The organism is Polymorphobacter multimanifer (genome assembly GCF_014205635.1).
In the GTDB taxonomy this organism is placed as follows: Bacteria; Pseudomonadota; Alphaproteobacteria; order Sphingomonadales; family Sphingomonadaceae; genus Sandarakinorhabdus; species Sandarakinorhabdus multimanifer.
Genome location: NZ_JACIIV010000020.1, coordinates 14,990 through 40,143 on the forward strand (window position 1 = coordinate 14,990; position 25,154 = coordinate 40,143).

A 25,154-nucleotide genomic window follows, 5' to 3' on the forward strand; every position below is an offset into this window, starting at 1 on the left:
AAAAGCGATTGCAAACGCTCATGGCACAGATGCGGAGGAGGGATCCGCGTACACGAGGAAAAAGACCAATGTCAGAAGGACCACAATTGCATACCGAATTGCTCGCGCTGACTGCAGATATCGTATCTTCGCACTTCGCCAATAACAGCGTTGCGCCCGGCGATGTGCCGAGTGTCATTGAGAGCGTCTATTCGACGCTGGCACGCCTGGGCAGCCCTGAACCGGCGCCCGCGCCGAAGCAGGAGCCGGCAGTGCCGGTGCGCAACTCGATCAAGCCCGACTTCATTGTCTGTCTTGAAGACGGCAAGAAACTGAAGATGCTCAAGCGACATCTGATGACGCGCTATGGCATGACACCGGATGATTATCGGACGAAATGGGGTCTTCCGTCCGATTACCCGATGGTGGCACCGAATTACGCGGAACAGCGGCGCACACTTGCCAAGTCGATCGGGCTTGGCACGCTGCGCACCAGCAAGCCGGGCGGCAAGCCGCGCGGCCGGCCGCGCAAGAACCCGGCCTGAGGCCGATTTTGTGGACCGCCGGCGATGCGTGCATCGTCGGCGGTGCGCAAAGCTTATGGTATGGCCTGCACGCGCAGGCAACGGCGCTGCTTGCCTTGCGCACGCGCCGACACCGGCCTATTTCCGTTCATGCGCATGTTCCGGCAACAGGCGGCAGGAGAAGTGAAGTGGGTGGTAGCATCGATATCGAGGCCCTTTGCCTCAAGAAGGGCTTGCGGATCACCGACCAGCGTCGGGTGATCGCGGCGGTGCTGTCCGAAGTTGACGACCACCCCGATGTCGAGGCGCTGCACCGCCGGGTGTCGGCAGTCGACTCACGCATCTCGATTGCCACCGTCTATCGCACAGTGAAGCTGTTCGAGGAGGCGGGCATTCTGGAACGCCATGAGTTTCAGGGCGGCCGTTCGCGCTACGAGATGGTGCAGGACGAGCACCACGACCATCTGATCAACGTCGAGACCGGCGACGTGGTCGAATTTCATGACGCCGAACTGGAAGAGCTGCAGAGCCGCATCGCCGCGCGCCTGGGCTTTCGGCTCGTCGATCATCGCATGGAGCTTTACGGTGTGCCGGTGACCAAGCCGGAATGACGCCGGCCGCGGGCAGAAGTCGCCACCAGCGCTTCGGCCCCGCCAAGGGAATTGCCGGAGCGCTGACCACTGCTTCGCTGCTGGTGCCCGCCGAATTGATGCTGCGGCCGCTGGCGCCCGGGCGGCAGACCGCCCTGCCCTGGCTTTTCCACCGAGCGCTGGCGCGTTCGCTTGGCATCCGCATTGTCAGCCATGGCGGCCCGGTGCGCCGCAAGCGGGTGCTGTTCGTGGCCAATCATCTGAGCTGGTCCGATATTCCGGTGCTGGGGGCGCGCCTCCGCGGGGCGGCGTTCATCGCCAAGTCCGAAGTCGGCGGCTGGGGGATGGTCGGCAAGCTCGCCGACATGGGGCGCACGGTCTATGTCGAGCGCGGGCGGCGGCTCGATGCGGCAACGCAGCGCGACAGCATTTCGGGGCGGCTGGCGCGCGGCGACAGCCTGATCCTGTTTCCGGAAGGCACCAACTCCGATGGCGTGGCGGTGCTGCCGTTCAAATCGAGCCTGTTCGCGGTGGCGGACGGGGTGGAGGACCTGCTGATCCAGCCGGTGACGATCGCCTATACCCGCGTCAACGGCCTGCCGGTGACGCGGCGCAACCTGCCGGAACTGGCGTGGGTGGGCGACACCGAACTGATGCCGCACGCAATGGACTTCATGGGGCTGGGGGCGGTGCGCGCCGAGCTGCTGTTCCACGAAGCGGTGTGCGCGGGTGATTTCGACGGGCGCAAGGCGCTGGCGCGGCATTGCGAGACGGTGGTGACGCAGGGCTATCGGCGGCTGATGCGGGCGCAATCTTCTTGATTGTCATACAAGTGCGTGACCCGTGCCGTGCTGCGCGCTATGGGTTGAGGGGACTCAAATGGAGACTGCGCACCTCGTGACTGACAAACCGACCCGATTTCATGTCAAGTCCTTCGGTTGTCAGATGAATGTGCATGATTCCGAGCGCATGGCCGATCTGCTGGTGGCGCAGGGGCATAGGGCGACCGAGTCCCCCGATGATGCCGATATCATCGTGCTCAACACCTGCCATATTCGCGAGAAGGCGACCGAGAAGCTGTTTTCCGACATCGGGCGGATCGAGAAGCGCGCCCGAACGCTGAATGGCGGCAGGGTCAAGCCGATCATCGTGGCGGCCGGCTGTGTGGCGCAGGCCGAGGGCGGCGAGATTGCGGCGCGGGCCCCCGGGGTCGATGTCGTGGTCGGGCCGCTGGCCTATCATCGGTTGCCGGCGCTGCTCGATGCGGCGCGCGAGCGGGGGGCGGGGCCGGCAGTCATCGACACCGACATGCCGGCGGCGAGCAAGTTCGGCCAGTTGCCGGAACGCCGGGCGACGGGGGCGAGTGCATTTCTGACGATCCAGGAAGGTTGCGACAAGTTCTGCACCTTCTGCGTGGTGCCCTATACGCGCGGGCCCGAGGTTTCGCGGCCGGCGGCGGCACTTGTGGCGGAGGCGGAGGCGCTGGTGGCGTCGGGGGCTGTCGAGATCACGCTGATCGGGCAGAATGTGAATGCGTGGGAAGACTCTCGCTCCGGGGGCGGCATGGATTTTGCCGGGCTGATCCGCGCCGTGGCGGCGGTGCCGGGGCTGCAGCGGCTGCGCTACACCACCTCGCATCCGCGTGACATGAACGAAGCGCTGCTGCGCGCGCATGCCGAGGTGGCGAAGCTGATGCCGTATCTGCACCTGCCGGTGCAATCGGGATCGAGCCGCATTTTGAAGGCTATGAACCGGGCGCACACGCGGGAGAGCTATCTCGCCACGCTGGCGGCGCTGCGCGCGGTGCGGGCGGACATCGCGATCTCCGGCGACTTCATCGTGGGCTTTCCCGGCGAGACCGATGCCGATTTCGAGGACACGCTGCGCATCGTGCATGAGGTTGGCTATGCGCAGGCCTACAGCTTCAAATATTCGCCGCGCCCCGGCACGCCGGCGGCGACGATGGGCGAGCAGGTGCCCGAGGATGTGAAGGACATGCGGCTGGCGCGGCTGCAGGCCGCGATCGGCGAGGAAGCGCAGAAATTCAACACGGCCAGCATCGGTCGCATCACCACCATCCTGCTGGAACGGCAGGGCCGCAAGCCTGGCCAGCTGATCGGCAAGACACCCTGGCTGCAATCCGCCGTCATCGAGCATGCGAGCGCTCGGATCGGCGATCTGGTGGAGATCGAAATCGTGGATGCCTTTGCGAATTCCGTTGCTGCCCGGGTGCTTGCACCCGTGTCGGTCGCTGCCTGATGGGCAAGAAGCCGCGCCCGGCCACGCCCCGCCCTGCAGCCCGCATCCCCGTCGCCGGCAATGAGCGCGTGCGCGTCGAGGTGGAGTTCGACAAGCCGCAGCTGCTGGTGCCGCTGTTCGGCCAGTATGACCAGAATCTGATCGCGCTCGAAGGCCAGCTCGGGGTGTATATCTCGGCGCGCGGCAACCGGGTGCAGATCGAGGGCGAGGCCGATGCGGCGGCGCGGGCGCGTGATGTGCTGGCGTCGCTCTATCAGCGGCTGGTGCATGGCGGCAGCGTCGATGCCGGTGACGTGCTGGGTGCTGTGGCGATTGCCGCCGATCCGTCGCTCGACGGGCTGACGGCGGCCGATGGCGGGCAATCCACCACCGCTGCCATCCGCACGCGGCGCAAGACGATCGTGGCGCGCTCGCCGACCCAGGTGCGCTACATCGAGGCGCTGGCACACGATTCGATCATCTTCGCGCTCGGGCCGGCGGGGACGGGCAAGACCTATCTGGCGGTGGCGCAGGCGGTGAGCCAGCTGATTTCGGGGTCGGTCGACCGGCTGGTGCTGTCGAGGCCTGCGGTCGAGGCTGGCGAACGGCTGGGGTTCTTGCCGGGGGACATGAAGGACAAGGTCGACCCTTATCTGCGGCCGCTCTACGATGCGCTCTATGACATGCTGCCGGCCGAGCAGGTGGAGCGGCGGCTGGCTTCGGGGGAGATCGAGATTGCGCCGCTGGCGTTCATGCGCGGGCGGACACTGGCGTCCGCGTTCATCATCCTCGACGAGGCGCAGAATACCACGCCGCTACAGATGAAGATGTTCCTCACCCGCTTCGGCGAGAAGAGCCGGATGGTGGTGTGCGGGGACCCGAACCAGGTCGACCTGCCCGGCCCCAATTCGTCGGGGCTGATCGATGCGGTGCGGCGGCTCGACGGCATTCCGGGCATTTCGGCGCTGCGCTTCAGCAGCCGCGAAGTGGTGCGGCATCCGCTGGTGGGGCATATCGTCGATGCCTATGAAGGCCCGCCGCAGGATGCGTGAGCCATGTTGCTGACCGAAACCGAGGTGGCCAGTGCGCTTTGGGGGGAAGCGGACTGGTCGGCGCTGGCGAGTGCTGCAGTGGCGGCGGGGCTGGACGTGACGCCGCGCGGAGGGCTGGCGACGGCGGATTTCTGCGTGGAAGCGAGCGTGCGGCTGACCGATGATGCCGAGGTGCACACGCTCAACCGGCAGTTCCGGCAGAAGGACAAGCCGACCAATGTGCTGAGCTTTCCGATGATCGATGGCGACGGCTTCGAGGCGCTGGCGAACACCGATGATGGCGAGGTGCTGCTGGGCGACATCGTGCTGGCGGCGGAGACCTGCGCGCGCGAGGCGGCGGAAAAAGGTTGGCCGGTGGAACACTATGCGCAAGCGCTGATTGTCCATGGCACATTGCACCTGCTAGGCTATGACCATGAGACCGGAGAGAGTGAGGCTGATGCCATGGAAGCGCTCGAGCGCGAGGCGTGCGCGCGGCTGGGCCTGCCCGACCCCTATGCGGATTGAAGCAGCTCGTGGCTGACCAGGAAGGCGATAGTAGCACCGACCTTACGGGTCGATTGTGGCGCTCGGTGCTGCGCCTGCTCGGACAGGCGCCGGAAACGTCGCTCCGCGAGAGCCTGGAAGAGGCGATCGACGAGCACAGCGATGATGTCGATTCGGACGACGACCTGACCGCGGTCGAGCGGACGATGCTCAAGAACATCCTGCATTTCGGCGAGCGGCGGGTGGGTGATATCGCGGTGCCGCGATCGGACATGGTGATGTTCGATGAATCGCAGGGTTTTCCGGCACTTGTCGCCTTCATTCGCGAAGCCGGGCACAGCCGGGTGCCGGTGTGGCGCGGCGACCGCGACCAGATCATCGGCATGGCGCATGTGAAGGACATCTACACGCTGATCGCCGAGACCTTTTCCGATGCGGTGTCGTCGTCGCGCTTTGCCGACCAGCCGATCGAGCCGCTGTTGCGACCGGTACTGTTCGTGCCGGCATCGATGCGGATCGTCGATCTGCTGGCGCGGATGCGGGCCGGGCGGACGCACATGGCGATCATGATCGACGAATATGGCGGGTCCGACGGGCTGGTGACGATCGAGGACCTGGTCGAGGAGATTGTCGGCGATATCGAGGACGAGCATGACGAGGACGAGGCAGCGCTCATCCAGTCGATCGGCGAGGATCTTTGGGAGGCCGATGCGCGGCTGACGCTCGACGAGCTGGAAGAGACGCTGGGGCTGAAGTTCGGCGATGCCGAGATCGATGCCGAGGTGGATACGCTGGGTGGCATGGTATTCATGCTCGCGGGGCGCGTGCCGGCACCCGGCGAGAGCGTGGAGGCGCCGGGGGGCTGGCGCTTCGAGGTGATCGACGGCGATCTGCGGCGGGTGAAGCGGCTGCGGCTGCATGCGCCGGAGCCGCGCGAGATCCGCCAGCACGCATGACCCCTGCCGTCGGTTTGCCCGCCGAACTGGCGGCGCGCATTGCCGGGTGGCAGCGCGCGGCAGGGCGGCCGCTGCTGGTGGGGCTGAGCGGGGCGCAGGGATCGGGCAAATCGACGGTGGCAGCGGGGATTGCCGCGGCGCTGGCGGCCGACGGGCTGGCGACTGCCATTCTGGGCCTTGATGATGTGTATCTGACACGCGCCGACCGGCTGGCGCTGGCGGAACGGGTGCATCCGCTGCTGGCGACGCGGGGGCCACCGGGGACGCATGACCTCGACCTGGCGCATGAGGTGCTGGATGCGCTGCTGGCCGGCCGTTCGGTGGCGGTGCCGCGCTTCGACAAGCCGGCGGACGACAGGGCGCCGGTTGCGGACTGGCCGGTGGTGGAGGCGCCGGCGGTCGTGCTGTTCGAGGGCTGGTGCGTGGGGGCGCGGCCCCTGGCGGACTGGTCGGCGCCGATCAACGCGCTCGAGGCCGAGGAGGATAGTGACGGCCGGTGGCGGGCGCATGTCGCAGCATCGCTGGCCGGGCGTTATGCTGCTCTTTGGGAGCGGCTCGACCGGCTGATCCTGCTGCAGGCGCCTGACTGGCCGACCGTGTGCGGCTGGCGCGCCGAGCAGGAGGAACGGAGCAATGCGGGGAGCATGGACGCGGCGGCGCTGGCGCGGTTCATGATGCATTATGAGCGGCTGACACGAGCGATACTGGCGGCGCCGCCGGCGGCGGACCTTGCCATCATGCTCGACGCCGGACGCAGGCAGATTGTCATTTGACCGGGACGCAGCCGCTGGCTTAGGGCGCCGGTATTCAGAGTCTGTGACGGGGGGGCCTTGTGGGGCTGAAGCTTGGCGTGTGCGGTCTTGTGCTTGGGCTCGCGGCAGTGCCCGCTGCTGCGCAGGAGCGGCCGGAGATTGCGATCGGCCTTCTCGATCATGGCGTTCGCAAACCGTTCCGCGCCGCGCCACCGACCGGCTTCGACCTGTATGAAGGCGAGGAGGAGCGGGGCAGCGTCGATGTGCAGCTTGTCTATCGCACCGCACCGCTCGGCTTTGCGCTGAAGCCGCGGCTGACGGCGCGGCTGCAGGTCAACACCGAAGGCGGCACCAACTTCGCGAGCCTGGGGGCCGAATGGCGGCAGCATGTGTTGCAGGGGCGGGTTTATGGCCAGATCGGGATCGGGCTGGCGGTCCACGACGGCTATCGCTTCACCCCCGATCCGTTCGCGCCCGGGCTGGCGCTCGCCGAGGCGCTGCGGCGGCTGGAGATCGAGGCGACGCGCACATCGTTCGGATCGCGGGTGCTGTTCAATCCCAATCTCTCGGTCGGGGTGACGCTGAGCGAACGTGTGGCGGTGGAAGCGGCCTTCGAGCATTTCAGCCATGCCGCGCTGTTTTCCGCGCAGAACCCGGGAATCAACAATATCGGGCTGCGGCTGGTGGTGGCGCTGGGCAAATGATGGCGATGCTTGCGGCAATGCTGGTGGCGACGCAGGGCGCGCCACCCCCCGAGACGGAAATGCTGGTCGTCGCCGAACGGATGAAGCGGCTGAAGCTCGAAACCAGGACGGACCGCAGGACGGGTGTTGCGCGCTGCGTGATGAAACGGCGCAGCGGCGACCCGGTGTTCGACGCGCTGATGTGCGACGCGGTTCTGGCGTGCGCCAAAACGGTGACGACGCGCCCTGCCATGGAGGCGTGCCTCGCGCCGACGCTGGAGGGCCATGCGCTCGACCTCGCCGCACGGCGCGCGGCGGCGCTGAAGAACTGACAAAAAGAAAGCCCCGGCGGTGACCGGGGCTTTCGGGTCGGTTGGTGAGAGCGCTTACTTGAGGTGGCGCGACAGATGCTTGTTCATTTCGAACATCGAGCAGCTGTCCTTCTCGAAAATCTTCTTCAGCTTGTCGTCAGCCATGATCTCGCGCTTGTTGGCAGGGTTCTGCAGATCGTGCTTCTTGATGTATTCCCACATCTTGCTGACAACCTGACCGCGGGGCAGCGGGTCCTTGCCCACGATTGCGGCCAGATCGGCCGAGGGTGTCAGCGGCTTCTGCAGGCCGTCGAGCTTCTTCGCTTCTGCCATGGTTCTCCCCTTCGTTGGCAGTGTGACCGGGCATTTTCGCCGGCCTTCTGCATATTGCTTAGCGCAAGTCAGCCGTCGCGCAACTGCTTCGATACGTCTTCCATCGACTTTTCGGCAGTTTGCAGGCTTTCCATGTCCTGCTGCACCCCGCGAAGGATGCGCGCGGCGAACTCGCGGTGCATGAGACCGCGTTCATGGCCTGCCGTACGGTCGGGTGCATAGGCCTCGATATCGGCGCGGGTGATGCTGCCCTGCGCATCGAGCAGCCGTTCGACCGTGTCGAGCCGCTCCTTCACTACGGCGACTTCGCCGGCGAGCGCCATGACGATCGACAGCAGCCGGTCGATGGCGGGATCTTCGAAATACTTCGGCCGGGCACCTTTTGGCTTGGCGCCGGCGCGGTCGATCCAGTCCAGACTCATGCGGCGGGTTTCCCCGATGGTTTCCCCGATGGCTTCCACGCGCCATAGGCGTGCCAGACGGCGGCGCGGCCGAAATCCTCGGCGTCGCCTTCCACCGAGCGGGGGAAGATCGTTTCGTCGACCACGGCGTGGACCTTGGCTTCGAACTGGGCGGCGCGCGGAAATCCGGCTTCTTCCAGAATGTCGTGGAGGTCGGTGGCGTGCATAGCCGACCAGAAGGGCTCGTTGTTGTTGAAGGCATCCCAATCGCGCATGAACTGCTCGAACAGGGGCATTTCGGGGGTGTATTGGGGCTGTTCGAGGTGGAACATCAGGCCTTCCGGGGCGAGCACGCGGTATCCCTCGGCGATGATGCGGGGCAGCGCCTGGCCGCTGGTCTCGTGCAGGAACATCGTCGTCTGCACCCAATCGAAATGGCCGTCGGCGAATTGCGGCAGGCTTTCGGCATTGGCCTGGACGAAGCGGATGTTGTTCACCCCCAGCGAGCGCGCCCGGGCATGAGCGTAGCGCAGCACCGGGGCGGCGGTGTCGATGGCGATGACCTCCGCTTGCGGAAACGCCATCGCCAGCGGCAGGGCGGAATGGCCGACGGTGGTGCCGATATCGAGGATGCGGCGCGGGGACCAGTGGGGGCGCGTTTCCTTCGCCCATTTGGCGAGCGCCTGGCCACCGCCGTCCGACAGGGCGCCCATGCCGCCGCCGGTGGTGACGAAGATGCCGCAATCGTAGTTGGCACCGGCGGACACATCGCCTGGCCGCTCCTCGCCGTGATAGCTGCCGGGCATGCAGTGGATGTCCACGGCGCGCTGATAGGGCGGGACTGCGACCAAGGGGTCGAGCTCAAGGCCCTGGTAGTTGCCCGAGGCGGTGCGCGCGCGGGCATCGAGATCGTCGAGCTGGCGGAGCACGATGGCGCGGCCGTTCTGCTGGCGCATCTCCATGTTGTTGCGTTTCAGCGCACTCCAGAAGCGGTGATAGGGGTCCTGGTTCATCGCCTTGCGGACTTCGAAGCGGTCGGCGGGCTCGCGGCCATGGTCGGCGACGAATTTGGGGAGCGCGCGCTTTTCATAAGCGAGGCGGTTGCCGGGGCCGAGCGAGCCGGCGACATGCTTGTTGAGGTTGGCGAGGAAGTTGAAGCGGGCGCGCTCGTCATGGCTCGCTTTCGGGAACACACCGTGCGTACCGACCATCGAATAGGGGGGTGGGATATCGTCGTGAATCGCCATGATCGGTCTCCGGCTCAGATGATACCCGCTTTTGCGAGTTTTTCGATGACGGCGGCCTGGGTGCGGGCGAAGTGATCGCGGTCCGGCGTTTTCACAGCGCCGTTCTCGATGAGCGTGTTGGCGGGTTGCACCGAGCCGGCATAGGCGGCGGCAAAGAGCTCGAGCCGCTGGCGGCTGAGATAGTTGGTCATGCCGGGCTTGCGGCGGGCGCGGCGCAGGCCGGTGATGTCGATGTCTGCGAACGCCGTGAAGGTTTCCCCGGCGTTCGATTCGGCGAGGACATTGCCCTTCCAGTCGATGAGGGCGGAATTGCCGTCGGCGGATGCCAGCGGCATCGCGGTGCCGCCGATGCCGGCAGTGTTGGCGCTGACGACATAGGCGAGGTTCTCGAAGGCGCGGGCCCGCCGCGCGATCGCCTTGTGGGTGAGCATCGGCGAGCCGATTTCCGACGAGCAATGGACGAAGACTTCCGCCCCGCGCAGCGCATGGGCACGGGCGATTTCGGGGTAGAGGATTTCTTCGGATGCGATCGCCGCCAGCCGGCCGATTTCGGTGACGGCGACGGGGAAGACGCCATCGAGGCCGTAGATATCGAGATAGCGGTCCCACAGATCGTGGGGGGTGACGGCGTACATCGAATTGAGGCGGCGGTAGCGCAGCACGACATCGCCCGAGGGGCCGATGATGAAGCTGGTCTGGAAATACAGGCCGGGAAAGTGCGTGTCGGTCTCATAGGCGTTGCCGGCGAGGTGGAGCTTCAACCGTTGCGCGAGCGCGCCAAGGGCTGTGTATTCGGGGCCGCCCTCGGCGATGGCCGCCTTGTCGGCAAAGGCTTCGATGCCGATGCGGCCGGGGTAGGAGGTGAACAGATATTCGGGGAGCACGGCGAGCTTGAGGGGGCTGCCGCCATATTGCTCGATGAAGATTTTTGCCTGGAGGATCTGGGCGCCGACGCGGTCGATCTGTGCGAGCATCGCGGCGCGGGCGGCGGCGCGATCGGGGGCGGCTTCCACGCTTTCGGCACGGAGCTGCATCGCCACGGCGGCGTAGAGCGGCACGGTAACGGCTTCGGCGGCTTGCAGCATCTCGGGCATCAGGCTGCTCGCCAGCGTGGCGGCGAGGAAGCGGCGGCGATCGAGCTCCATGCGGGCCTCCTCATGCCGGCACCGTTGGTGGCAGTGCGGGGGGTGCCAGCGCCGGGGCTTCGGGGTAGCGGCCGAGCAGCAGCGGCAGCAGCGCGCCGACGAGGAACAGGCCCACTGCCACGCTGAGCATCGCATCGTAGTTGCCGGTGGCATCGCGCACCGCGCCATAGATGGCGGGGCTGATGGCCGAGCCGATGCCGAAGGGCATGTAGAGCATGCCGTAGATCTTGCCGTAATGCGCCATGCCGAAATAGCGGCCGGCGAGATAGGCGATGAGGTCCGATTCCGCCCCGGCGGCGAAGCCGAGCAGCACCGCGGCGGCCATGAGCGTGCCGAGCGGCGCGCCGCTGCCCATGAGCAGCACGCATGACAGGGCGGGGGCGGCGAGGATGGGGACGAGCACCGCCGGCGCCCAGAAGCGATCGAACAACAGGCCGGTGACGAGCCGGCCGACGAGGATGCCGAGTGCCAGCACGCTCATCACCGTTGCCCCTTGCGCCGCGGTGAAGCCGTGGAGCCGGGTGATCTCGACCATGTTGATGAAGGCGCCGCCGAAGGCCAGCGCCACACAGGCGATCGACACCCAGATGACCCAGAAGCGGTAGCCGCGCACGGCGGTGCCGAGCGAGAGGCCGAGGAGCTTGCCATCGGCACCCGATAGCCCGGCGGGGCGCTCCTCGGGGCGGGGCTCGCGGAAAAGCCAGAGGGTGAGCGGCAGTGCCACCAGCAGCGGCAGCAGCGCCAGCGTGGGGAAGGCGGCGCGCCAGCCAGAGCCGAAGAAGGCACCATCTATGGCGGCGCGGGCGAGCTGGGGCACGACGATTCCAGCGAGGCTGGTGCCGAGCAGGAGGATGCCCAGCGCAAGGCCGCGATTCTGCACGAACCACATGTTGACCGCCCGGCTCCAGGTGACCGGGGTGGAGCCGATGCCGACAAGGCCGACGAGCGCCCACATGCCGAACCAGGCGAGCTTGGTGGGGGGCATGACGGCGAAAAGCGCGAACGCCAGCCCGAAGGCGACGAGGCTGGCAATCGCCACCGGGCGGACGCCCCAGCGATCGGCGGCACCACCATAGACGGGCGAGAGCAGCGACGCGATGACGCCGAAGGTGGTGATGCCGAGGTTGATTTCGAGGAAGCTCCAGCCGAGCTCGGCATGGACGGGGCCGATGACCGCGGGAAGCACGTTGAACGGGATCGGCGAGGCACCGCAGGCGACGCCGATCATGCCCGCGGCCAGCACCGGGCCGCCCTTGCGGAATTCGCCCATCAGCCGCCCCCGCCCATCAGAAGACCCGCTTGGCGCGGACCTGCCAGAAGCGCGGGTAGGAGAGATAGGTGTAGTTGGCGAGGGTGCTTTCGAGGAACACCTTGTCGAGGCAGTTCTGGCATTCGACGGCGAGCGTCCAGTTGCGATCGTCGGTGCGCATGGCGATTCCGGCGTTGACGACGGCAAAGCCGGGGGCATCCGAGCCGGTGATGAAATCGCCGCCGAAGGGATTGGCGGGGAAGGTGCGGTTGCCGCCCCCTGCCCCGGCGGTGATGGCGCCGGTGTAGATGGTGCCGTTGGCGGTGCCGGTCTGATAGCTCGACCGCCAGCTGACATTGACCGAAGGGGTGATGATGATGCCGGGGGCGGGCAGCCGCCAATCATAGGTGCCGCCGACGGCGACGGTCCATTGCGGCGTGCGGACGGGGCTGGCGAGATTGCCATTGGCATCGACGATGCCGGCGGCGCAGGCCGGCGCATTGTTGGGGGGCGCGCCGGCCGCGGCATTGGACGAGCTGAGAGGGACCTGGCCGGCGGCGATCTGGGCGCGGCAATCGAGGAGCTGCCGGGCGACCGAGGTGACGCCATATTCGTTGGTGCGCGGAGCGGTTGGGTCGAGGCGATACTCATCGTCCTGGAAGCCGATGTTGGCGAACAGGTTGAGGCCATCGACGGGGACGGCGGTGATTTCGAGCTCGACGCCCTTGTTGCGATAATCGGCGAAATTCTGGGCGATGAAGGCGATCGAGCCATTGGCGCGGACGAAGGCGGAGGGCGCCTGCAGATCCTGGTTGTCGAGCCAGAAGCCGGTGACGTTGACGCGCAGCCGCCGGTCGAACCATTCGGACTTGATGCCGGCCTCGTAGCTCCAGACGGTTTCGGGGCCGAAGGGCAGCAGCTCGTTTGCAGCGGTGCCGCGCGCGTTCCAGCCGCCCGACTTGAAGCCGCGGGTGGCGCTGGCGAACAGCAGGAGGCTGTCGCTGGGGGTGTAGTTGAGGACGAAGCGCGGCGTCCAGATCTTCACATTCTGGCTGGTGGGGATCGGCACGCCGTTGGCGGCGACGAGGTTGGTCTGGTTGAGGCAGGTGACGGCGAGGCTGGCGTTGCAGGCCTGGCGGTTGTCCGAGATGCGGAAGGTCTTGGTCTCGTCGGTGTAGCGGATGCCGGCGGTGAGCTTGAGTTGCTCCGAAAGGTTGAGATCGCCCTGGAAATAGCCGGCGGTGGCCTTGGCGGTGTTGTTCAGCGTGCGGTCCGCCAGCAGCAGTTGCAGCGGTGCGGGGGCGCCGGTGAAGACCGCAAAGGTATCGGCGAAGTCGGTCGTGTTGTCCTCGTCGAGCAGGTAGAGGCCGGTGACATAATCGAGGGCGCCGCCGAACAGGCTGCCCGAGAGCTTGACCTCCTGGCTGAACTGCTTGTGCTTGCCATCGTTGAGGATGCCGAAGCCGCCGAGCGGGAAGCCGCGGACCGCCGGAATGGGGTCGGCGACGGTGGGCAGGCCGCGGCCATCGGCGAAATCGAGGTGGAACTTCTGTTGCAGGTCCACCACGCCGGTAATGACGTTGAGCGTTGCCGCCTCGCTGCGCCATTCGAGGTTGGAGATGGCGATGATGGTGTCGGTCTCGTTGCCGAAGCCGAACTCGGCCTTGCGGCCGGAGATGGCGAGCGGTGCGGTGCTGCTGGTCGTCTTACGCAGGCCGGTGGTGGCGAAGCGGCCGCTGCAATTGGCGGGATCTCGCGGATCGCAGGCGAAGTTGACCGCGTTTTCGCCCGATGAGCGGATATAGGCGACCGAGACATTCCATTCGACATCGGGAGTGATGTCGAAGCGCAGCGCGCCGCGCAGGCCGGCGCCATCGACATCGTTCAGCCGCTCGCCGGTGGTGGTGTTGCGCACATAGCCGGCATCGTCCTGATAATAGCCCGACAGCTTGAAACCGATTCCGCTCGACAGCGGCATGTCGATCGAGCCGCGCACCATGACACGGTTGTAGGCGCCATAGGCGACCTCGCCGAAGCCGCCGAGCACGGTGCCGGGCTTCTTGAGGATGACGTTGACGGCGCCGCCAGTGGTGTTGCGGCCGAACAGCGTGCCCTGGGGGCCGCGAAGCACTTCCAGGCGATCGATATCGAAGAAGTTGAAGTTGTTGGCGTTCTGCCGGCTGAGATAGATGTCGTCGATATAGGTGCCGACCGACGGATCGAAGGTGGCGACCGATTCGACGCTGCCGAGGCCGCGGATGAAATAGGTGTTGGCCGAGCCGAGGCCGGTGTTGTTGGCGCCGAACAGATTGGGGACGAACTGCACCATCTGCAGCGTCGACTGGATGCCCTTGGCCTCGAGGCTCTCGGCCGAGAAGGCGGTGATGGCGATCGGCACGCTCTGCAACGACTCGGAGCGGCGCTGCGCCGTGACGAGGATCTCGCCGAGTTGGGCGGTGTTGGGCTCGGGTGGGGTTTGGTCGGGTGGGGTTTGCGCCGCTGCCGCGCCGCTGCACGCCAGCGCCGTTCCTGCGCCGAGCATGATCCGCAATGCCTTCAAACGCGCAGCCCGCATCGTCATTTCCCTCGCTCGGCCCGGCTGCACCCCCATCGGGCGAGCTGCGGACAAGGCCTTGCCTGCCATTCATCCCCGGCGACATCTAAATGTCCGGACAAATTTTTGACAAGCCCCTTTCTCTGCCTTCATAGATGCGCATATCGCATTGTTGCGGAGAAACCATGCCTGCGTTTCTGCTCGTGATTGCCCGGGTCCATGATCCGGCGCGGATGAAGGCCTATGCGGACGCGCTGGCCGCCTCCGGACTCTACCCGCGCCATGGCGGCGCCTATGCGTTCATCGGCAAGGCGAGCACTGGCCTCGAGAATTGGGACATGGGGCAGAGCATCGTCTGCGCGCGCTTTCCCAGCCTCGCGGCGGCGCAGGCCTTCTGGCACGACGCGCAATATCAGGACGAGATCAAGCCGCTGCGGCTGGGGGCTGCCGATGTGCAGGTCGCGATCTTCGAGGGGCCTGGATGAGCCTCTATCCCAACCTCGTGTGGGTGCACATGCTGCTGCTGGTGCTGTGGCTGGGCGGCGATCTGGGCGTGTTCATCCTCGGCCAGCATTTTCGCCGGCGAAGCTATTCGCTGCCCGAGCGGCTGACGATCCTGCGGCTGCTGGTGATCACCGATCTCGGCCCGCGCTTCGCCTGGGCGCTGATGGTGCCGGTGTCGATGTCGCTGCTCCATGCCGGCGGCTGGTGGCCTGCCCTGCCCTTCGGCGTGGTGCTGCTCGCCTGGGGCATCGGGCTGGGGTGGAGCTGGCTGGTGTGGGACGCGCATGCGCATGACATGACGCCGCGCGCCGGCCGGAATCGGCGCGTGGAGGGGTGGCTGCGGGTGGCGCTGGCAGGCTTTTACCTGGGGCTGGGCGGGGTGTCGCTGGTTGCGGGGGCGCCGCTGGAGGAAGATTGGCTGGCGGCGAAGGCGCTGCTGTTCGGGCTGATCTTCGTGGCGGCGATCATGATCGACCGCCGGTTTAAGCCGGTGGGGCCGCTGCTGATGGCGCTGATCGAAAAGGGCTCGTCCGATGCCACCGAAGTGCCGCTGCGGGCGACGATGGATGCGACGCGGCGCTGGGTGCTGCTGGTGTATGCGCTGCTGGTGACGTCCTGGTTGGGGTCGGTGAAGCCGTTCTAGGATTGCGCGGAAAGAAAAAAGGCCGTGGGCAAAGCCCACGGCTGACGTCGGACGAGTTCGGCTGGCGAAGCGCCAGCCGCCTCGCCGGCCGGGCTTGCGCGAGTCTTGAAATAGCTTCGCTATTTCATGCCGCGCTGCGCTACTGCCTACCCCCGCCGTTCGGCCCGCCGCCGCCGGGGCCGCCGGGGCCGCCCGGCGCGCCGGCGCCGACCGCGCCGATGTTGCCGAAGATATCTTCCAGAAGCCCGGTCTTGCGGCCGAGCGTGGGGGTGGAATCGCCCTCGATCGACACATTGGCGATCTTCTCCATGCCGCGCCGCTCGACGGTGGCGACATTGCCATCATCGTCGAAGGCCACCACCAGGATCGTCTGGCTCTGCACCTTGGGCTGGATGAAGGCGTATTGGCCGGTGTTGCGGGTGATGTAGTACCATTCCTTCTCGTCGAACTGGCTTGCCAGCGTGGGCCGGCCCAGCGTGCGCTCGACCGACTGCTTGTTGTCCACGCCCGGCTGGATCGAGGTGAGCAGTGTCTCGTCGATGAGATAGCCCTGGCTGGCAACGACCCGCGAGCAGCCGCTGGCCAGCAGCGCTGCCCCGACCATCATTGCCACATGAACCTTGCGCATCACCAACTCCAGACACTCATGCCGCACCCGGTTGCATCCGGCGCGCACCCGCTCAATATGCGACTCTGCCCTTTTATCCAAGCCAAAGCGGGAATCCGAACGCCGATGAGCCTCTTTTCCGCCCTCAAGCGCGCCATCGGCGCGATGCCTGCCGACGAGCCGGGGACCGCACTCTATGCCGCGATCGTCGGTGAGGCGCGGCGGCCGGACTGGTATGTGGCGGGTGAAGTGCCCGACACGATGGATGGGCGCTTCGACATGGTGGCGCTGGTGCTCAGCCTGACGCTGATGCGGCTGGAGGCCGACACCGACCGGGCCGCTCCCCAGGCGAGTGCCGACATCACCGACCGCTTCATCACCGACATGGACGGCAATCTGCGGCAGGACGGCGTGGGCGACCAGGTGGTGGGCAAGCATCTCGGGCGGATGATGGCTGCACTCGGCGGCCGGCTGGGTGCTTATCGCGAAGCCGGGGCCGATGATGCGGTGCTGGCGCAGGCGCTGGCCCGCAACCTGTGGCGCGGCCAGCCACACGCCGAAGACGCGCTGGCCTGGGTGACCGCCGAGGCGCGAAGGCTGCAGGCGCGGCTGGCGGCGACGCCGTTTGCGACGCTGCATGGCGGCGGCTGGCCTTCGGCATGACGGCTCCCGCGATCGCGCCCGAGTTCAGCCGCACCGTCCGCGCATCGGACGTGAGCCAGCGCCGGCAGCACAGCCTTGGCGCCAATGCCGGCGAGCGGGCGGCACTGGCGGCGCGCTTCGACCTGCTGGCGCTCGACCGGCTGGAAGCGACGCTGGAGCTGCGCGCCGATGGTGGCGTGATCTTGCTGACCGGGCATTTTTCGGCCGCAGGGGCCCAGCCGTGTGTGCGCACGCGGGCGCCGGTGCCGTTTGCGCTGGCCGAGCCGATCTCGCTGCGACTGATTCCCGAAGCGCCGGCCGGGGAGGATCTGGAGCTGGCGAGCGAGGACCTCGATTCGGAGCCGCTGTCCTCGGACATCATCGACCTTGGCGAATATGTGGCGCAGGCGCTGGCGCTGGCGCTCGACCCCTATCCGCGCAGCGACGAGCCGGCACCCGGCGTGCTCAGCGAGGAGCAGGCGCGGGTGGCATCGAGCCCGTTCGCGGTGCTCAGGAAAGACTGAGTCCGGCGGGCACGCGGGCGCCGTCGATGATGAAATCGCCGGCCTTGCCGACGCGGCTTGGCAAGGCGCGGCCCATGATGCCGGTGAACCAGTGGTTCGCCTCGACCGCAGCGGCAAGATCGAGCCCGGTGTCGAGGCCCGAGCGGCTGAACAGGTAGAGCAGTTCCTCGGTGCCGACGTTGCCGGCCGCACCCGGTGCGAAAGGGCAGCCGCCGAGGCCACCGAGGGCGGAATCGAACACCCGCACCCCGGCCTCATACCCCGCCCAGGCATTGGCGGGGGCAAGGCCGCGGGTATCGTGGAGGTGCAGCCGCACCGGGATGGGTGCCACCGCCTCGATGACGGCCCCGACGAGATCGCGGACCTGTCCGGGCACCGCGACGCCGATGGTATCCGCGAGGGCCACTTCCTCGGCACCTGCATCGGCCATGCGGCGGGCGAGATCGATGACGCGCGCCGGCGGCACATGGCCTTCATAGGGGCAGCCGAACGCCGCCGAGATGGTGATCTGTGCCTTGAGGCCGGCGGCGCGGGCGCTGGCGAGCATCGCGATGTTGGCTGCGATGCCCTGCACGATGCTCTGGCCCTGGTTGATGATGCCGAACTTGTCCGACGCGACCAGCACGCAGCCGGCTTCGTCGAGCCCGCGGCCGCTTTCCTTGCTGGCGATGGCGCGATCGACGCCGCGCTGGTTGAGGCAAAGGCCGATGAAGCTGACGCCCGGCGCTGCGGGGAGGCCGGCGACGACGGCTTCGGCATCGGCCATCTGCGGCACGCGGCGCGGATTGACGAAGCTCGCGACTTCGATGCGGGTGGCGCCCATGGCGATGAGCCGGCCGATCAGCGCCAGCTTGTCGGCGGTGCTGACTTCGATCTTCTCGTTCTGGAGGCCGTCGCGGGGGGAGACTTCGACAATCTGGAGCATGGTCGAGCCCTATAGCGCATGCTGTGCTGCGGATCACGCCTGATGGTGGAGGCGCAAGCCCGGGCGCGGCCAGCGGCAGCGGGCGAGCTTGCCGGTGGTGGAGAGGGTGACCCAGGCGTCCATCATGTCGGCGCCGCCGAAGGCAATGTTGGTGGTGAGCAGATCGGGGAAGGCGAAATCTTCCTGCTCGCCGGTTTCGGGGTGGACCGAGCAGATGCCGGGGCGCGCGACGAGCGTGGCCTGGGCGATGCGGCCATCGGCTTCGATGGCGAGCGAATCGAGCAGAACATGGCCGGGGAAGCTGGTGACGACGCGGCCGGGGACGGCGGCGAGCAGCGAGGGCTCGACGGTTCCCGGGCCAGTGACCTCGAAGGCGAGGATGGTGCGCTCATAGGTGGTGGCGGCATAGACGGTTGTGCCGGACGGCGAGAGGCCGACGCCGTTGAAATTGGGGCCACGCACCGCGCAACTTATGCCGCTGCCATCGGCTTTCGCGTGGAACAGCCCGCCATGATCGGTGTGATGGGCGTGATGCTTGCCGAGATCGGTGAACCAGAAGCCGCCCTGGCCATCGAAGACGATGTCGTTGGGGCCCGACAGCGGCACGCCATCGCAGGCATCGTAGAAGCGCTCGACGCGTCCGGTGCGGATGTCGATGCGCTCGATACGGCCACCGGCATAATCGTGCGCGGCGTTGCCGGGGATCATCATCCCCTCCATGCTCGACCATTCGAAGCCGCCGTTGTTGCAGACATAGAGCGCACCGTCGGGGCCGAGGGCGAGGCCGTTGGGGCCACCGCCCGGGGTGGCGATGGTCTCGGTGCGGCCATCGGGGAGGACGCGGGTGATACGGCCGGCGGCGATCTCGACGACGATGACCGAGCCATCGTCCATCACCACCGGGCCTTCGGGGAACGCCAGGCCTTCTGCGACGATCTGGTGCGGGTGCATGGACGGTCTCCTGTTCGATTGGCTGGATGATGCGCGCAAAGGGCGGCGCCGGGCACCTGCAAAACAAGAGGGTTTGGGGGTTTGCAGCGGCGCGCTGCACGGGTATGTTCTCGTCTCGTTCCGCTGGAGACTCGAATGCTTGAGGTGATGATGGCCGTTGGTGCAGGGCTGGTGGTTGCCCTGCTGCTCGGCTGGGCACTTTGGGCGCGGCCTTTGGCGGGCGCGCGCGCGGAGGCGGCGGCGGCGGCGGCGGAACGCGATGTGCTGCGGCAGACGGTGGGCGAGGAGCAGGCAAAGCGCGCGGCCAATGCCACCGAAGTGATGATGCTGAAGAACCGGCTGGACGAGCTGGAGGGGGCGGATGCCGAGAGCCGCCGGCTTGGGAGCGAGCTTGCGGGGTTGAGGGCGACACTTGAGGCGCGCGAGGCGGCGTTCGTGGCGGAAGTGGCGCGGACCACCGAGCGGTTCGAGGCACTGGCGGGCAAGGCGCTGGAGGGGGCGCAGAAGGCGTTTCTGGAGCGGGCGCAGGCGCGCTTCACCGAGCAGGCGACGACCTCCGAAGCGAGCTTGAAACAGCTGTTGCAGCCGGTGGCGGAGACGCTGAAGAAATACGAGACGCGGCTGGGCGAGGTGGAGGCGGTGCGCGCCGAAAGCTATGGCCAGCTGAAGCAGCAGCTCGAACAGGTGGTGCTGGGGCAGGCGGCGGTGAGCGGGGCGGCGGCGAAGCTGGAGACGGCGCTCAGGTCCTCGGGCAAGGTGGCGGGGCGTTGGGGCGAGGAGCAGTGCCGCAATGTGCTCGAAGCCGCGGGGCTGGTGGAAGGCATCGATTTCGAGGCGCAATTCTCGGTCGATGGCGAGGAGGGCAACCGCCAGCGGCCCGACTTCAAGCTGATGCTGCCGGGCGACCGGGCGCTGATCATCGATGTGAAATGCTCGATCGACAGCTATGTGTCGGCGGCGGAAGCCGATGACCCCGAGGCGCGGGCGGTTTTCTTGAGGGCGCATGCGCGGGCGGTGCGAACCCATGCCGACGGGCTGGCGAAGAAGGATTATGCCAAGGCCATCGGCAATGCGGTGGAATTCGTGGTGCTGTTCGTGCCCGGCGAGAATTTCCTGGGGGCGGCCCTCGAGCAGGACCGGGCGCTGATGAACGACTTCTTCAAGCGGCAGGTGGTGCTGGCGGGTCCGGTCAACCTGGTGGCGGTGGCGCGGACAGTGGCGGCCCTGCGCGACCAGGCGCGGCTGGCCAAGGAGGCGGCGGAGATCGCCAAGCTGGGGCGCGACCTCTACGATTCGATCCGCATCATGGGGAACAACTTTGCCGCCGTGCAGAAGTCCCTCGAGAGCACGGTGGGCAACTGGAACAAGCTGGTGAACCAGGCCGAGAGCCGGGTGGTGAGCCGGGCGCGGCGCTTCCGCGACCTGGGTGCAGCGACCGGCCTCGACGAGATCGGCGAACTGGGTCAGGTGGCGTCGCTGCCCACCCTGCCCTCGGGTGCCGAGCTGAAGGCGCTGCCGGCAGCCGACGCGGCCGAATAGCTCAGTCGATCACGCCGAGGATGATGAGCAGCATCAGATAAAGCGACAGGGTGATGACCGCGGCCCAGGAGAGCAGGAAGGTGCGGACGAGGGCGCCGGTGTTGCTGAGCTGGTAGGCGCCCTTGAGCTGCAGGAACATGTGGATGCCGGGCACCACGAAGACCAGCGCGAACCAGAATCCCGAATGCAGGAAATCGAAGGTGAGTGCGAGGCTGCCGATGATGAACAGCAGCGACATGAAGCTGATCGAATAGAGCGCGAATACCGCGTGATCGTACAGGCGGATATCGCGGCGCCAGAAGAACATCAGCCACAGCCAGGGGACCGACATCGGCACGAGCAGGAAGCTGAGTTTATAGGCCTTGGTCTGCAGCTTGTAGAGCACGAGTTCGGGGTTCTTGAAGGCCGCCCGGGCTTTGCGGTTGAGCTCGGAACTGCCGAGGTTCAGTTTGAGATTGTCTTCGGCGGCGGCGCGTTTGATGTCTTGCGTGATGATCTCCGGAATGCTCGTCACGCCATCGACGGGGCTGGCGATCTGGGTGGCCAGCGGGCGGCGAAGCGCCTTGAGGGCCGTGATGGCGGCCGCGATTTCGGTGAGGGCCTCACGGTCCCCCTTGGCGACTGCGGTGGTGCGCTGGCGTTCAAGATCGGCGAGGCCCCTGTCGATCTCGGCGAGATTGGCTTTCGCGTTGGCGGCATCATAGGGCGTGTTGTCGGTGATCTTCACGAAGGAGAACACGAAGAACATCAGGAAGACGACGAGCAGGAACAGGCTGACGGGGGCGATGTAGCGCGCGCGCTTGCCGTGGATGTATTCGCGGGTGAGCTGGCCGGGGCTGAGCAGCAGCATCGGCAGCGTCGTCCAGGTCTTGCCGTCGAAATGGGTGACGCCGTGGAGGATCTCATGGCCGACCTCGTGGAGCGTGCGGTGAAAATGGGCGCGTTGGCCGCAATGGCTGCAGAATTCTCCGGTGAGGGTGGTACCGCAATTGGCGCAGGCGGCTCCGCCATGGGAGGGCGCATGGGCAGCGCCGGCGGACGGCGTATCGAGCGCGCGGGCGCTGGCGCCAGCCATCACCAGATCGCCTGCTGCCTCGAATTCGCCCGCCATTGCCCGCTCCCGACTTGTCCCCAACAAAATGCCTGCAACAAGGTGTCATGGCAAGCCAACACAGCGTGTTCCCGTTGCCGAGGGCCGTGGCGCTGGCTAGGGTGCGACCAGGCAGGAGAATTTACATGGCAGGCGTCAACAAGGTCATTCTGGTCGGCAATCTGGGCAAGGACCCGGAAGCGAAGAGCTTTGCCAATGGCGGCTCGGTGGTGCGCTTTCCGCTCGCCACCTCGGAGACGTGGCGCGACAAGCAGAGCGGCGAGCGCAAGGAAAAGACCGAGTGGCACAATGTGGCCATCTTCAACGAGAACCTCGGCAAGATCGCCAGCCAGTATCTGCGCAAGGGCTCGAAGGTCTATGTCGAAGGCAGCCTCGAAACACGCAAGTGGCAGGACCAGCAGGGCCAGGACCGCTACACCACCGAGGTGGTGCTGAAGGCGTTTCGTGGGGAGCTGACGCTGCTCGATGGCCCCGGTGGCGGTGGCGGTGGCGGTGGCGGCGGCGGCGGTGGTGGCGGCGGTGGCCGTGACGGTGGGGACGATTATGGCGCGCCGCGCGGCGGCGGCTTTGGCGGTGGCAGCCCGGCGTCCAACCGACCGGCGGCGTTCGATGACGATCTCAACGACGATGTGCCGTTCTAGACCTGGGCGCGGGCTGTCCTAGCCTGGCCTTGATTTGCGGACACATTCGCGGCCTGCATCAGGGCATGGGTCGCAGGGTTTGAGCGCATTCGGTCGGGCGTCGGGAGATGGCGGCCGATTGTGTTCCCGACTTTGCAGCGGGATGATGTTGCCGCGGTCAGCCGCGCGCATCTGGCCCGGAATTTGCGTCCGAATCCGTTACCGATGTGCCGTGTGCGGTGAACCTCGGGCCCAGCGCCATGTTTCCGCGACGAGCGTCGCTGTGCGAGCGGCCAGCAGTTACGCAATTTTCCAATGTAAACATAACCTGTTGCCTGCATTGCGGGTGTGGCATATCGTCTAGCAATATTCAGATTGATGCCGCGTGCCGGACGGCAATCAATGTGAGTGTTTTGTTAGTATTTATTCTTTTTATGCCATTTCGTAGTGTTGAGTTTTGCTATGCGCCAAGTGCACATTGTTGACGACGATCCGCATTTTTGTGAGGCAAGCCGGCTCATTCTCGTTGCGGCAGGCTTTTCCGTCAACGTCAGTGCCAGTGGAAGCGATTATCTGGCCGACAGCGCGCCTTCAAAGCCGGGATGCCTGCTCCTCGACCTGCACATGCCGAACCTGTCGGGCGTCGAGGTGCTCAAGGCCCTGGCCGGGCGGCGCGACAAGCCGCAGGTGATCATCGTCACCGGGCATGCCGACGTTCCCCTGGCCGTGCAGCTGATGCAGCTCGGAGCGAGGGACATCGTGCAGAAGCCGTTTGTGCGACAGCGGCTGCTCGATGCGGTGGAGGCCAGCTTCCGGCCGCCGGTGACAGCGTCGGCCAACGACCGCGCTGTTGCTGCGGAGACGCGGATCGCGAGGCTTTCCGCTCGCGAGCGGGAGCTGCTCCGTAGCCTTGCTGCCGGCCTTTCCAACAAGGTCATTGCGCATCAGATGAACCGCAGCGTGCGGACGATCGAGATGCATCGTGCCCGCATGATGGACCGGCTGGGCGTTCGCACCCTGGCGGAGGCGTTGCAGATAGCGTTCGAGGCGCAGCACCAAGGCTAAACCCTGTTGCGTTTTGATGTGATCAAAACGCAACAGGGTCTAAAACTTTGTTTCCGTGTGTTTTTGTCGAAAAACCGGTGCCCACTTTTGCGAAACACACTCTAGCGCAGGCCGGGAGGCAATTCGAGGGGGTAAACCTCAGGGGCTGACAGGCCGATCGTCATCGTCGAGTTCGGTCGCGAGCATGACGCCGACCGAGATGGCAGCCAGTGCGGTCACGCTGAGTAGGATCGTCTGGAACGTCGAAAGTTCGCCGCCGACCAGACCGGTCCCCTCTGCGTCCGCCAGATCGGCCTGCCCACCAACGGGCGCAGGCGCACGGGCCCCCGCAGTCGATTGGGCGTACGACGCCAGCGGCATGGACGCCACCGCAGCCATCAGAGCTACGGCAACAAGCTTCCTGCCAGACATTATTATTCTCCAAATACAGGCTGAAATTCGAGATGCGGCAATAGCATGCTGGTACGCGCCTGCCAAGCTCGGTCGCCTCGGTTCACTATTCGTTGACCAATTACGAGATAATTAGGGCCGCATTGAAAAAGTGTTTAAGCTATAATCGGTTTGCAATTGTCGAGCGATAGTGCGAAACAAGGGCGAATACGAAAGCACTTCGTGCAATGCAGCAGTATTGTTAATGTGAGTGAAAGAATTTACTTCACATGACTGTCAGTTTGACCAATGCGCCGTTGCGAATTGCGGATCAGTTTAATCTGAATAATAAAGGTCATCGTATGTATCCGGACAGTGAAGGGACAGGAAAACCCCTTGGCCGCCATGTCTTGGCGTGGAATCGGACCGCTGGGCGAAGGATGATCCGGCCGGTATCGGCGCTGACGCTCGTTGCGGCGATGATGGTTCTTGCTGGCTGTGCCGGCAGCAGGGGTGGCCCGGTGGCCTATTCGCGCGCCGATTTCGTGGCACCCGACCTGCCGCGCATGACAAGCAGTACCGATCAGCATTTGCTGCGCCCTGGCGACATCGTCACTGTCAACGTCTTCCAGGTCGAGGCGGTGTCGGGTGACCGGGAAGTCGATGCTGCGGGGCAGGTGCAGATCCCGCTGATCGGCGCGGTACCGGCGCAGGGGCAGACGATCACGCAGCTTGCGGCCGATCTGACCAAGCGACTCGACGCGACCTATCTGCGCTCGCCGCGGGTGGAAGTGCTGCTGAAGACGGTTCGCCCGCAGCTGGTCACCATCGATGGCTCGGTCAAGCAGGCCGGCGTCTACCCCATTCCGGGCAACATCACGCTGCTGCAGGCCATTTCGCTCGCGCGCGGGCCGGATGTGAATGCCAACATCAAGCGCGTCGTGGTGTTTCGGCAGATCGACGGCCGGCGCCAGGCGGCGGCTTTCGATCTGAGCACGATCCGCGCCGGCGAAGATCCCGACCCCGTGATCCATGGTGACGATCTCATCGTCGTCGACGGGTCGGCCAGTCGCCAGATGTTCAGGGATTTTGTCTCGACCTTCCCGCTGTTCGCCATTTTCAGACCTTTCTGACCCTCCAGCGACGGACAGCGC

The 25,154-nt window shown here is 66.2% G+C and carries 29 protein-coding genes; 18 read left to right on the forward strand and 11 right to left on the reverse strand.

Annotated elements, in window-relative coordinates:
- Positions 1 to 68: 68 nt before the first annotated feature.
- The 10 genes from FHS79_RS13315 to FHS79_RS13360 all read left to right on the forward strand — a co-directional run bounded on the left by FHS79_RS13315 (position 69) and on the right by FHS79_RS13360 (position 7,592).
- The gene (locus FHS79_RS13315) at positions 69 to 524 is read left to right on the forward strand and encodes a Ros/MucR family transcriptional regulator (protein ID WP_184200951.1); all 456 of its coding nucleotides are present in this window, start codon (positions 69 to 71) and stop codon (positions 522 to 524) included.
- Between the two features lie 167 nt (positions 525 to 691).
- Positions 692 to 1,114, forward strand: coding sequence for a Fur family transcriptional regulator (locus tag FHS79_RS13320; RefSeq protein ID WP_184201117.1), 423 nt, complete (start codon positions 692 to 694; stop codon positions 1,112 to 1,114).
- Positions 1,111 to 1,914: a lysophospholipid acyltransferase family protein gene (locus FHS79_RS13325; protein WP_184200954.1), complete on the forward strand. Its 804-nt coding sequence runs from the start codon at positions 1,111 to 1,113 to the stop codon at positions 1,912 to 1,914. Before FHS79_RS13320 ends, FHS79_RS13325 begins: the two co-directional genes overlap by 4 nt.
- A 58-nt stretch (positions 1,915 to 1,972) precedes the next feature.
- Complete coding sequence (gene miaB / locus FHS79_RS13330; protein WP_184200957.1) at positions 1,973 to 3,352, forward strand: tRNA (N6-isopentenyl adenosine(37)-C2)-methylthiotransferase MiaB; 1,380 nt, start codon at positions 1,973 to 1,975, stop codon at positions 3,350 to 3,352.
- The gene (locus FHS79_RS13335) at positions 3,352 to 4,383 is read left to right on the forward strand and encodes a PhoH family protein (RefSeq protein ID WP_184200960.1); all 1,032 of its coding nucleotides are present in this window, start codon (positions 3,352 to 3,354) and stop codon (positions 4,381 to 4,383) included. Before miaB ends, FHS79_RS13335 begins: the two co-directional genes overlap by 1 nt.
- Positions 4,384 to 4,386: 3 nt before the next feature.
- Positions 4,387 to 4,890, forward strand: coding sequence for an rRNA maturation RNase YbeY (ybeY, locus tag FHS79_RS13340; protein WP_184200963.1), 504 nt, complete (start codon positions 4,387 to 4,389; stop codon positions 4,888 to 4,890).
- A gap of 8 nt (positions 4,891 to 4,898) precedes the next feature.
- Positions 4,899 to 5,825: a hemolysin family protein gene (locus tag FHS79_RS13345; RefSeq protein ID WP_341534462.1), complete on the forward strand. Its 927-nt coding sequence runs from the start codon at positions 4,899 to 4,901 to the stop codon at positions 5,823 to 5,825.
- Positions 5,822 to 6,598, forward strand: coding sequence for a kinase (locus FHS79_RS13350; protein ID WP_184200966.1), 777 nt, complete (start codon positions 5,822 to 5,824; stop codon positions 6,596 to 6,598). Before FHS79_RS13345 ends, FHS79_RS13350 begins: the two co-directional genes overlap by 4 nt.
- Before the next feature lie 107 nt (positions 6,599 to 6,705).
- Entirely contained in the window at positions 6,706 to 7,281 is a 576-nt protein-coding gene (locus FHS79_RS13355; protein ID WP_243453454.1) for an acyloxyacyl hydrolase, read from the forward strand.
- Positions 7,278 to 7,592 carry a hypothetical protein gene (locus FHS79_RS13360; RefSeq protein WP_184200971.1) on the forward strand — a complete coding sequence of 105 codons (315 nt, stop codon included), beginning with the start codon at positions 7,278 to 7,280 and terminating at the stop codon, positions 7,590 to 7,592. Before FHS79_RS13355 ends, FHS79_RS13360 begins: the two co-directional genes overlap by 4 nt.
- Before the next feature lie 54 nt (positions 7,593 to 7,646).
- On the opposite strand, the gene FHS79_RS13365 is transcribed toward FHS79_RS13360, so the two are convergent.
- From FHS79_RS13365 to FHS79_RS13390, 6 genes are all read right to left on the reverse strand, one after another.
- Entirely contained in the window at positions 7,647 to 7,904 is a 258-nt protein-coding gene (locus FHS79_RS13365) for an SWIB/MDM2 domain-containing protein (protein WP_184200973.1), read from the reverse strand.
- A gap of 68 nt (positions 7,905 to 7,972) precedes the next feature.
- On the reverse strand, positions 7,973 to 8,326 hold the full coding sequence (locus FHS79_RS13370) for a hypothetical protein (protein ID WP_184200976.1): 354 nt from the start codon (positions 8,324 to 8,326) through the stop codon (positions 7,973 to 7,975).
- On the reverse strand, positions 8,323 to 9,552 hold the full coding sequence (locus FHS79_RS13375; protein ID WP_243452882.1) for a class I SAM-dependent methyltransferase: 1,230 nt from the start codon (positions 9,550 to 9,552) through the stop codon (positions 8,323 to 8,325). The genes FHS79_RS13370 and FHS79_RS13375 overlap by 4 nt, the downstream gene beginning before the upstream one ends.
- A 14-nt stretch (positions 9,553 to 9,566) precedes the next feature.
- Positions 9,567 to 10,697 carry a nitrilase-related carbon-nitrogen hydrolase gene (locus tag FHS79_RS13380; RefSeq protein ID WP_184200979.1) on the reverse strand — a complete coding sequence of 377 codons (1,131 nt, stop codon included), beginning with the start codon at positions 10,695 to 10,697 and terminating at the stop codon, positions 9,567 to 9,569.
- 10 nt (positions 10,698 to 10,707) lie between these two features.
- Positions 10,708 to 11,967, reverse strand: coding sequence for an MFS transporter (locus FHS79_RS13385; RefSeq protein WP_207792352.1), 1,260 nt, complete (start codon positions 11,965 to 11,967; stop codon positions 10,708 to 10,710).
- A 16-nt stretch (positions 11,968 to 11,983) separates the two neighbouring features.
- Positions 11,984 to 14,521 carry a TonB-dependent receptor gene (locus FHS79_RS13390; RefSeq protein ID WP_243452883.1) on the reverse strand — a complete coding sequence of 846 codons (2,538 nt, stop codon included), beginning with the start codon at positions 14,519 to 14,521 and terminating at the stop codon, positions 11,984 to 11,986.
- 164 nt (positions 14,522 to 14,685) lie between these two features.
- On the opposite strand from FHS79_RS13390, the gene FHS79_RS13395 reads away from it, so the two are divergent.
- Positions 14,686 to 14,985, forward strand: a complete 300-nt coding sequence (locus FHS79_RS13395; protein WP_184200982.1) for a DUF1330 domain-containing protein — start codon at positions 14,686 to 14,688, stop codon at positions 14,983 to 14,985.
- A complete protein-coding gene (locus tag FHS79_RS13400; RefSeq protein ID WP_184200985.1) occupies positions 14,982 to 15,647 on the forward strand; it encodes a hypothetical protein in 666 nt (221 codons plus the stop codon). The genes FHS79_RS13395 and FHS79_RS13400 overlap by 4 nt, the downstream gene beginning before the upstream one ends.
- Before the next feature lie 139 nt (positions 15,648 to 15,786).
- Here FHS79_RS13400 and FHS79_RS13405 read toward each other — a convergent pair whose 3' ends face one another.
- A complete protein-coding gene (locus FHS79_RS13405; protein WP_184200988.1) occupies positions 15,787 to 16,275 on the reverse strand; it encodes an outer membrane protein assembly factor BamE in 489 nt (162 codons plus the stop codon).
- A gap of 105 nt (positions 16,276 to 16,380) precedes the next feature.
- Here FHS79_RS13405 and FHS79_RS13410 point away from each other — a divergent pair, with 105 nt between their 5' ends.
- Both FHS79_RS13410 and FHS79_RS13415 read left to right on the forward strand, forming a co-directional pair.
- The gene (locus FHS79_RS13410) at positions 16,381 to 16,917 is read left to right on the forward strand and encodes a ubiquinol-cytochrome C chaperone family protein (RefSeq protein ID WP_373289721.1); all 537 of its coding nucleotides are present in this window, start codon (positions 16,381 to 16,383) and stop codon (positions 16,915 to 16,917) included.
- Positions 16,914 to 17,420, forward strand: a complete 507-nt coding sequence (locus tag FHS79_RS13415; RefSeq protein ID WP_184200991.1) for a YceD family protein — start codon at positions 16,914 to 16,916, stop codon at positions 17,418 to 17,420. Before FHS79_RS13410 ends, FHS79_RS13415 begins: the two co-directional genes overlap by 4 nt.
- On the opposite strand, the gene FHS79_RS13420 is transcribed toward FHS79_RS13415, so the two are convergent.
- On the reverse strand, positions 17,407 to 18,345 hold the full coding sequence (locus FHS79_RS13420) for a hydroxymethylglutaryl-CoA lyase (protein WP_184200994.1): 939 nt from the start codon (positions 18,343 to 18,345) through the stop codon (positions 17,407 to 17,409). The two genes, FHS79_RS13415 and FHS79_RS13420, sit on opposite strands and share 14 nt — an antisense overlap.
- 33 nt (positions 18,346 to 18,378) lie before the next feature.
- A complete protein-coding gene (locus tag FHS79_RS13425; protein WP_184200996.1) occupies positions 18,379 to 19,296 on the reverse strand; it encodes an SMP-30/gluconolactonase/LRE family protein in 918 nt (305 codons plus the stop codon).
- A 135-nt stretch (positions 19,297 to 19,431) separates the two neighbouring features.
- On the opposite strand from FHS79_RS13425, the gene FHS79_RS13430 reads away from it, so the two are divergent.
- Positions 19,432 to 20,835, forward strand: a complete 1,404-nt coding sequence (locus tag FHS79_RS13430; RefSeq protein WP_184200999.1) for a DNA recombination protein RmuC — start codon at positions 19,432 to 19,434, stop codon at positions 20,833 to 20,835.
- Between the two features lies 1 nt (position 20,836).
- Here the strand turns inward: FHS79_RS13430 and FHS79_RS13435 are convergent, their stop codons facing one another.
- Positions 20,837 to 21,946 (reverse strand): DUF3667 domain-containing protein, encoded by a 1,110-nt coding sequence (locus tag FHS79_RS13435; RefSeq protein ID WP_184201003.1) that lies wholly within the window; start codon positions 21,944 to 21,946, stop codon positions 20,837 to 20,839.
- Positions 21,947 to 22,071: 125 nt separating this feature from the next.
- On the opposite strand from FHS79_RS13435, the gene ssb reads away from it, so the two are divergent.
- Together ssb and FHS79_RS13445 are read left to right on the forward strand one after the other, a co-directional pair.
- A complete protein-coding gene (gene ssb / locus FHS79_RS13440; RefSeq protein WP_207792353.1) occupies positions 22,072 to 22,587 on the forward strand; it encodes a single-stranded DNA-binding protein in 516 nt (171 codons plus the stop codon).
- 450 nt (positions 22,588 to 23,037) lie between these two features.
- A complete protein-coding gene (locus FHS79_RS13445; RefSeq protein WP_184201006.1) occupies positions 23,038 to 23,631 on the forward strand; it encodes a response regulator transcription factor in 594 nt (197 codons plus the stop codon).
- 138 nt (positions 23,632 to 23,769) lie between these two features.
- On the opposite strand, the gene FHS79_RS13450 is transcribed toward FHS79_RS13445, so the two are convergent.
- Entirely contained in the window at positions 23,770 to 24,042 is a 273-nt protein-coding gene (locus tag FHS79_RS13450; protein ID WP_184201009.1) for a hypothetical protein, read from the reverse strand.
- A gap of 260 nt (positions 24,043 to 24,302) precedes the next feature.
- On the opposite strand from FHS79_RS13450, the gene FHS79_RS13455 reads away from it, so the two are divergent.
- Positions 24,303 to 25,133 (forward strand): polysaccharide biosynthesis/export family protein, encoded by an 831-nt coding sequence (locus tag FHS79_RS13455; protein ID WP_184201012.1) that lies wholly within the window; start codon positions 24,303 to 24,305, stop codon positions 25,131 to 25,133.
- Positions 25,134 to 25,154: the final 21 nt, after the last annotated feature.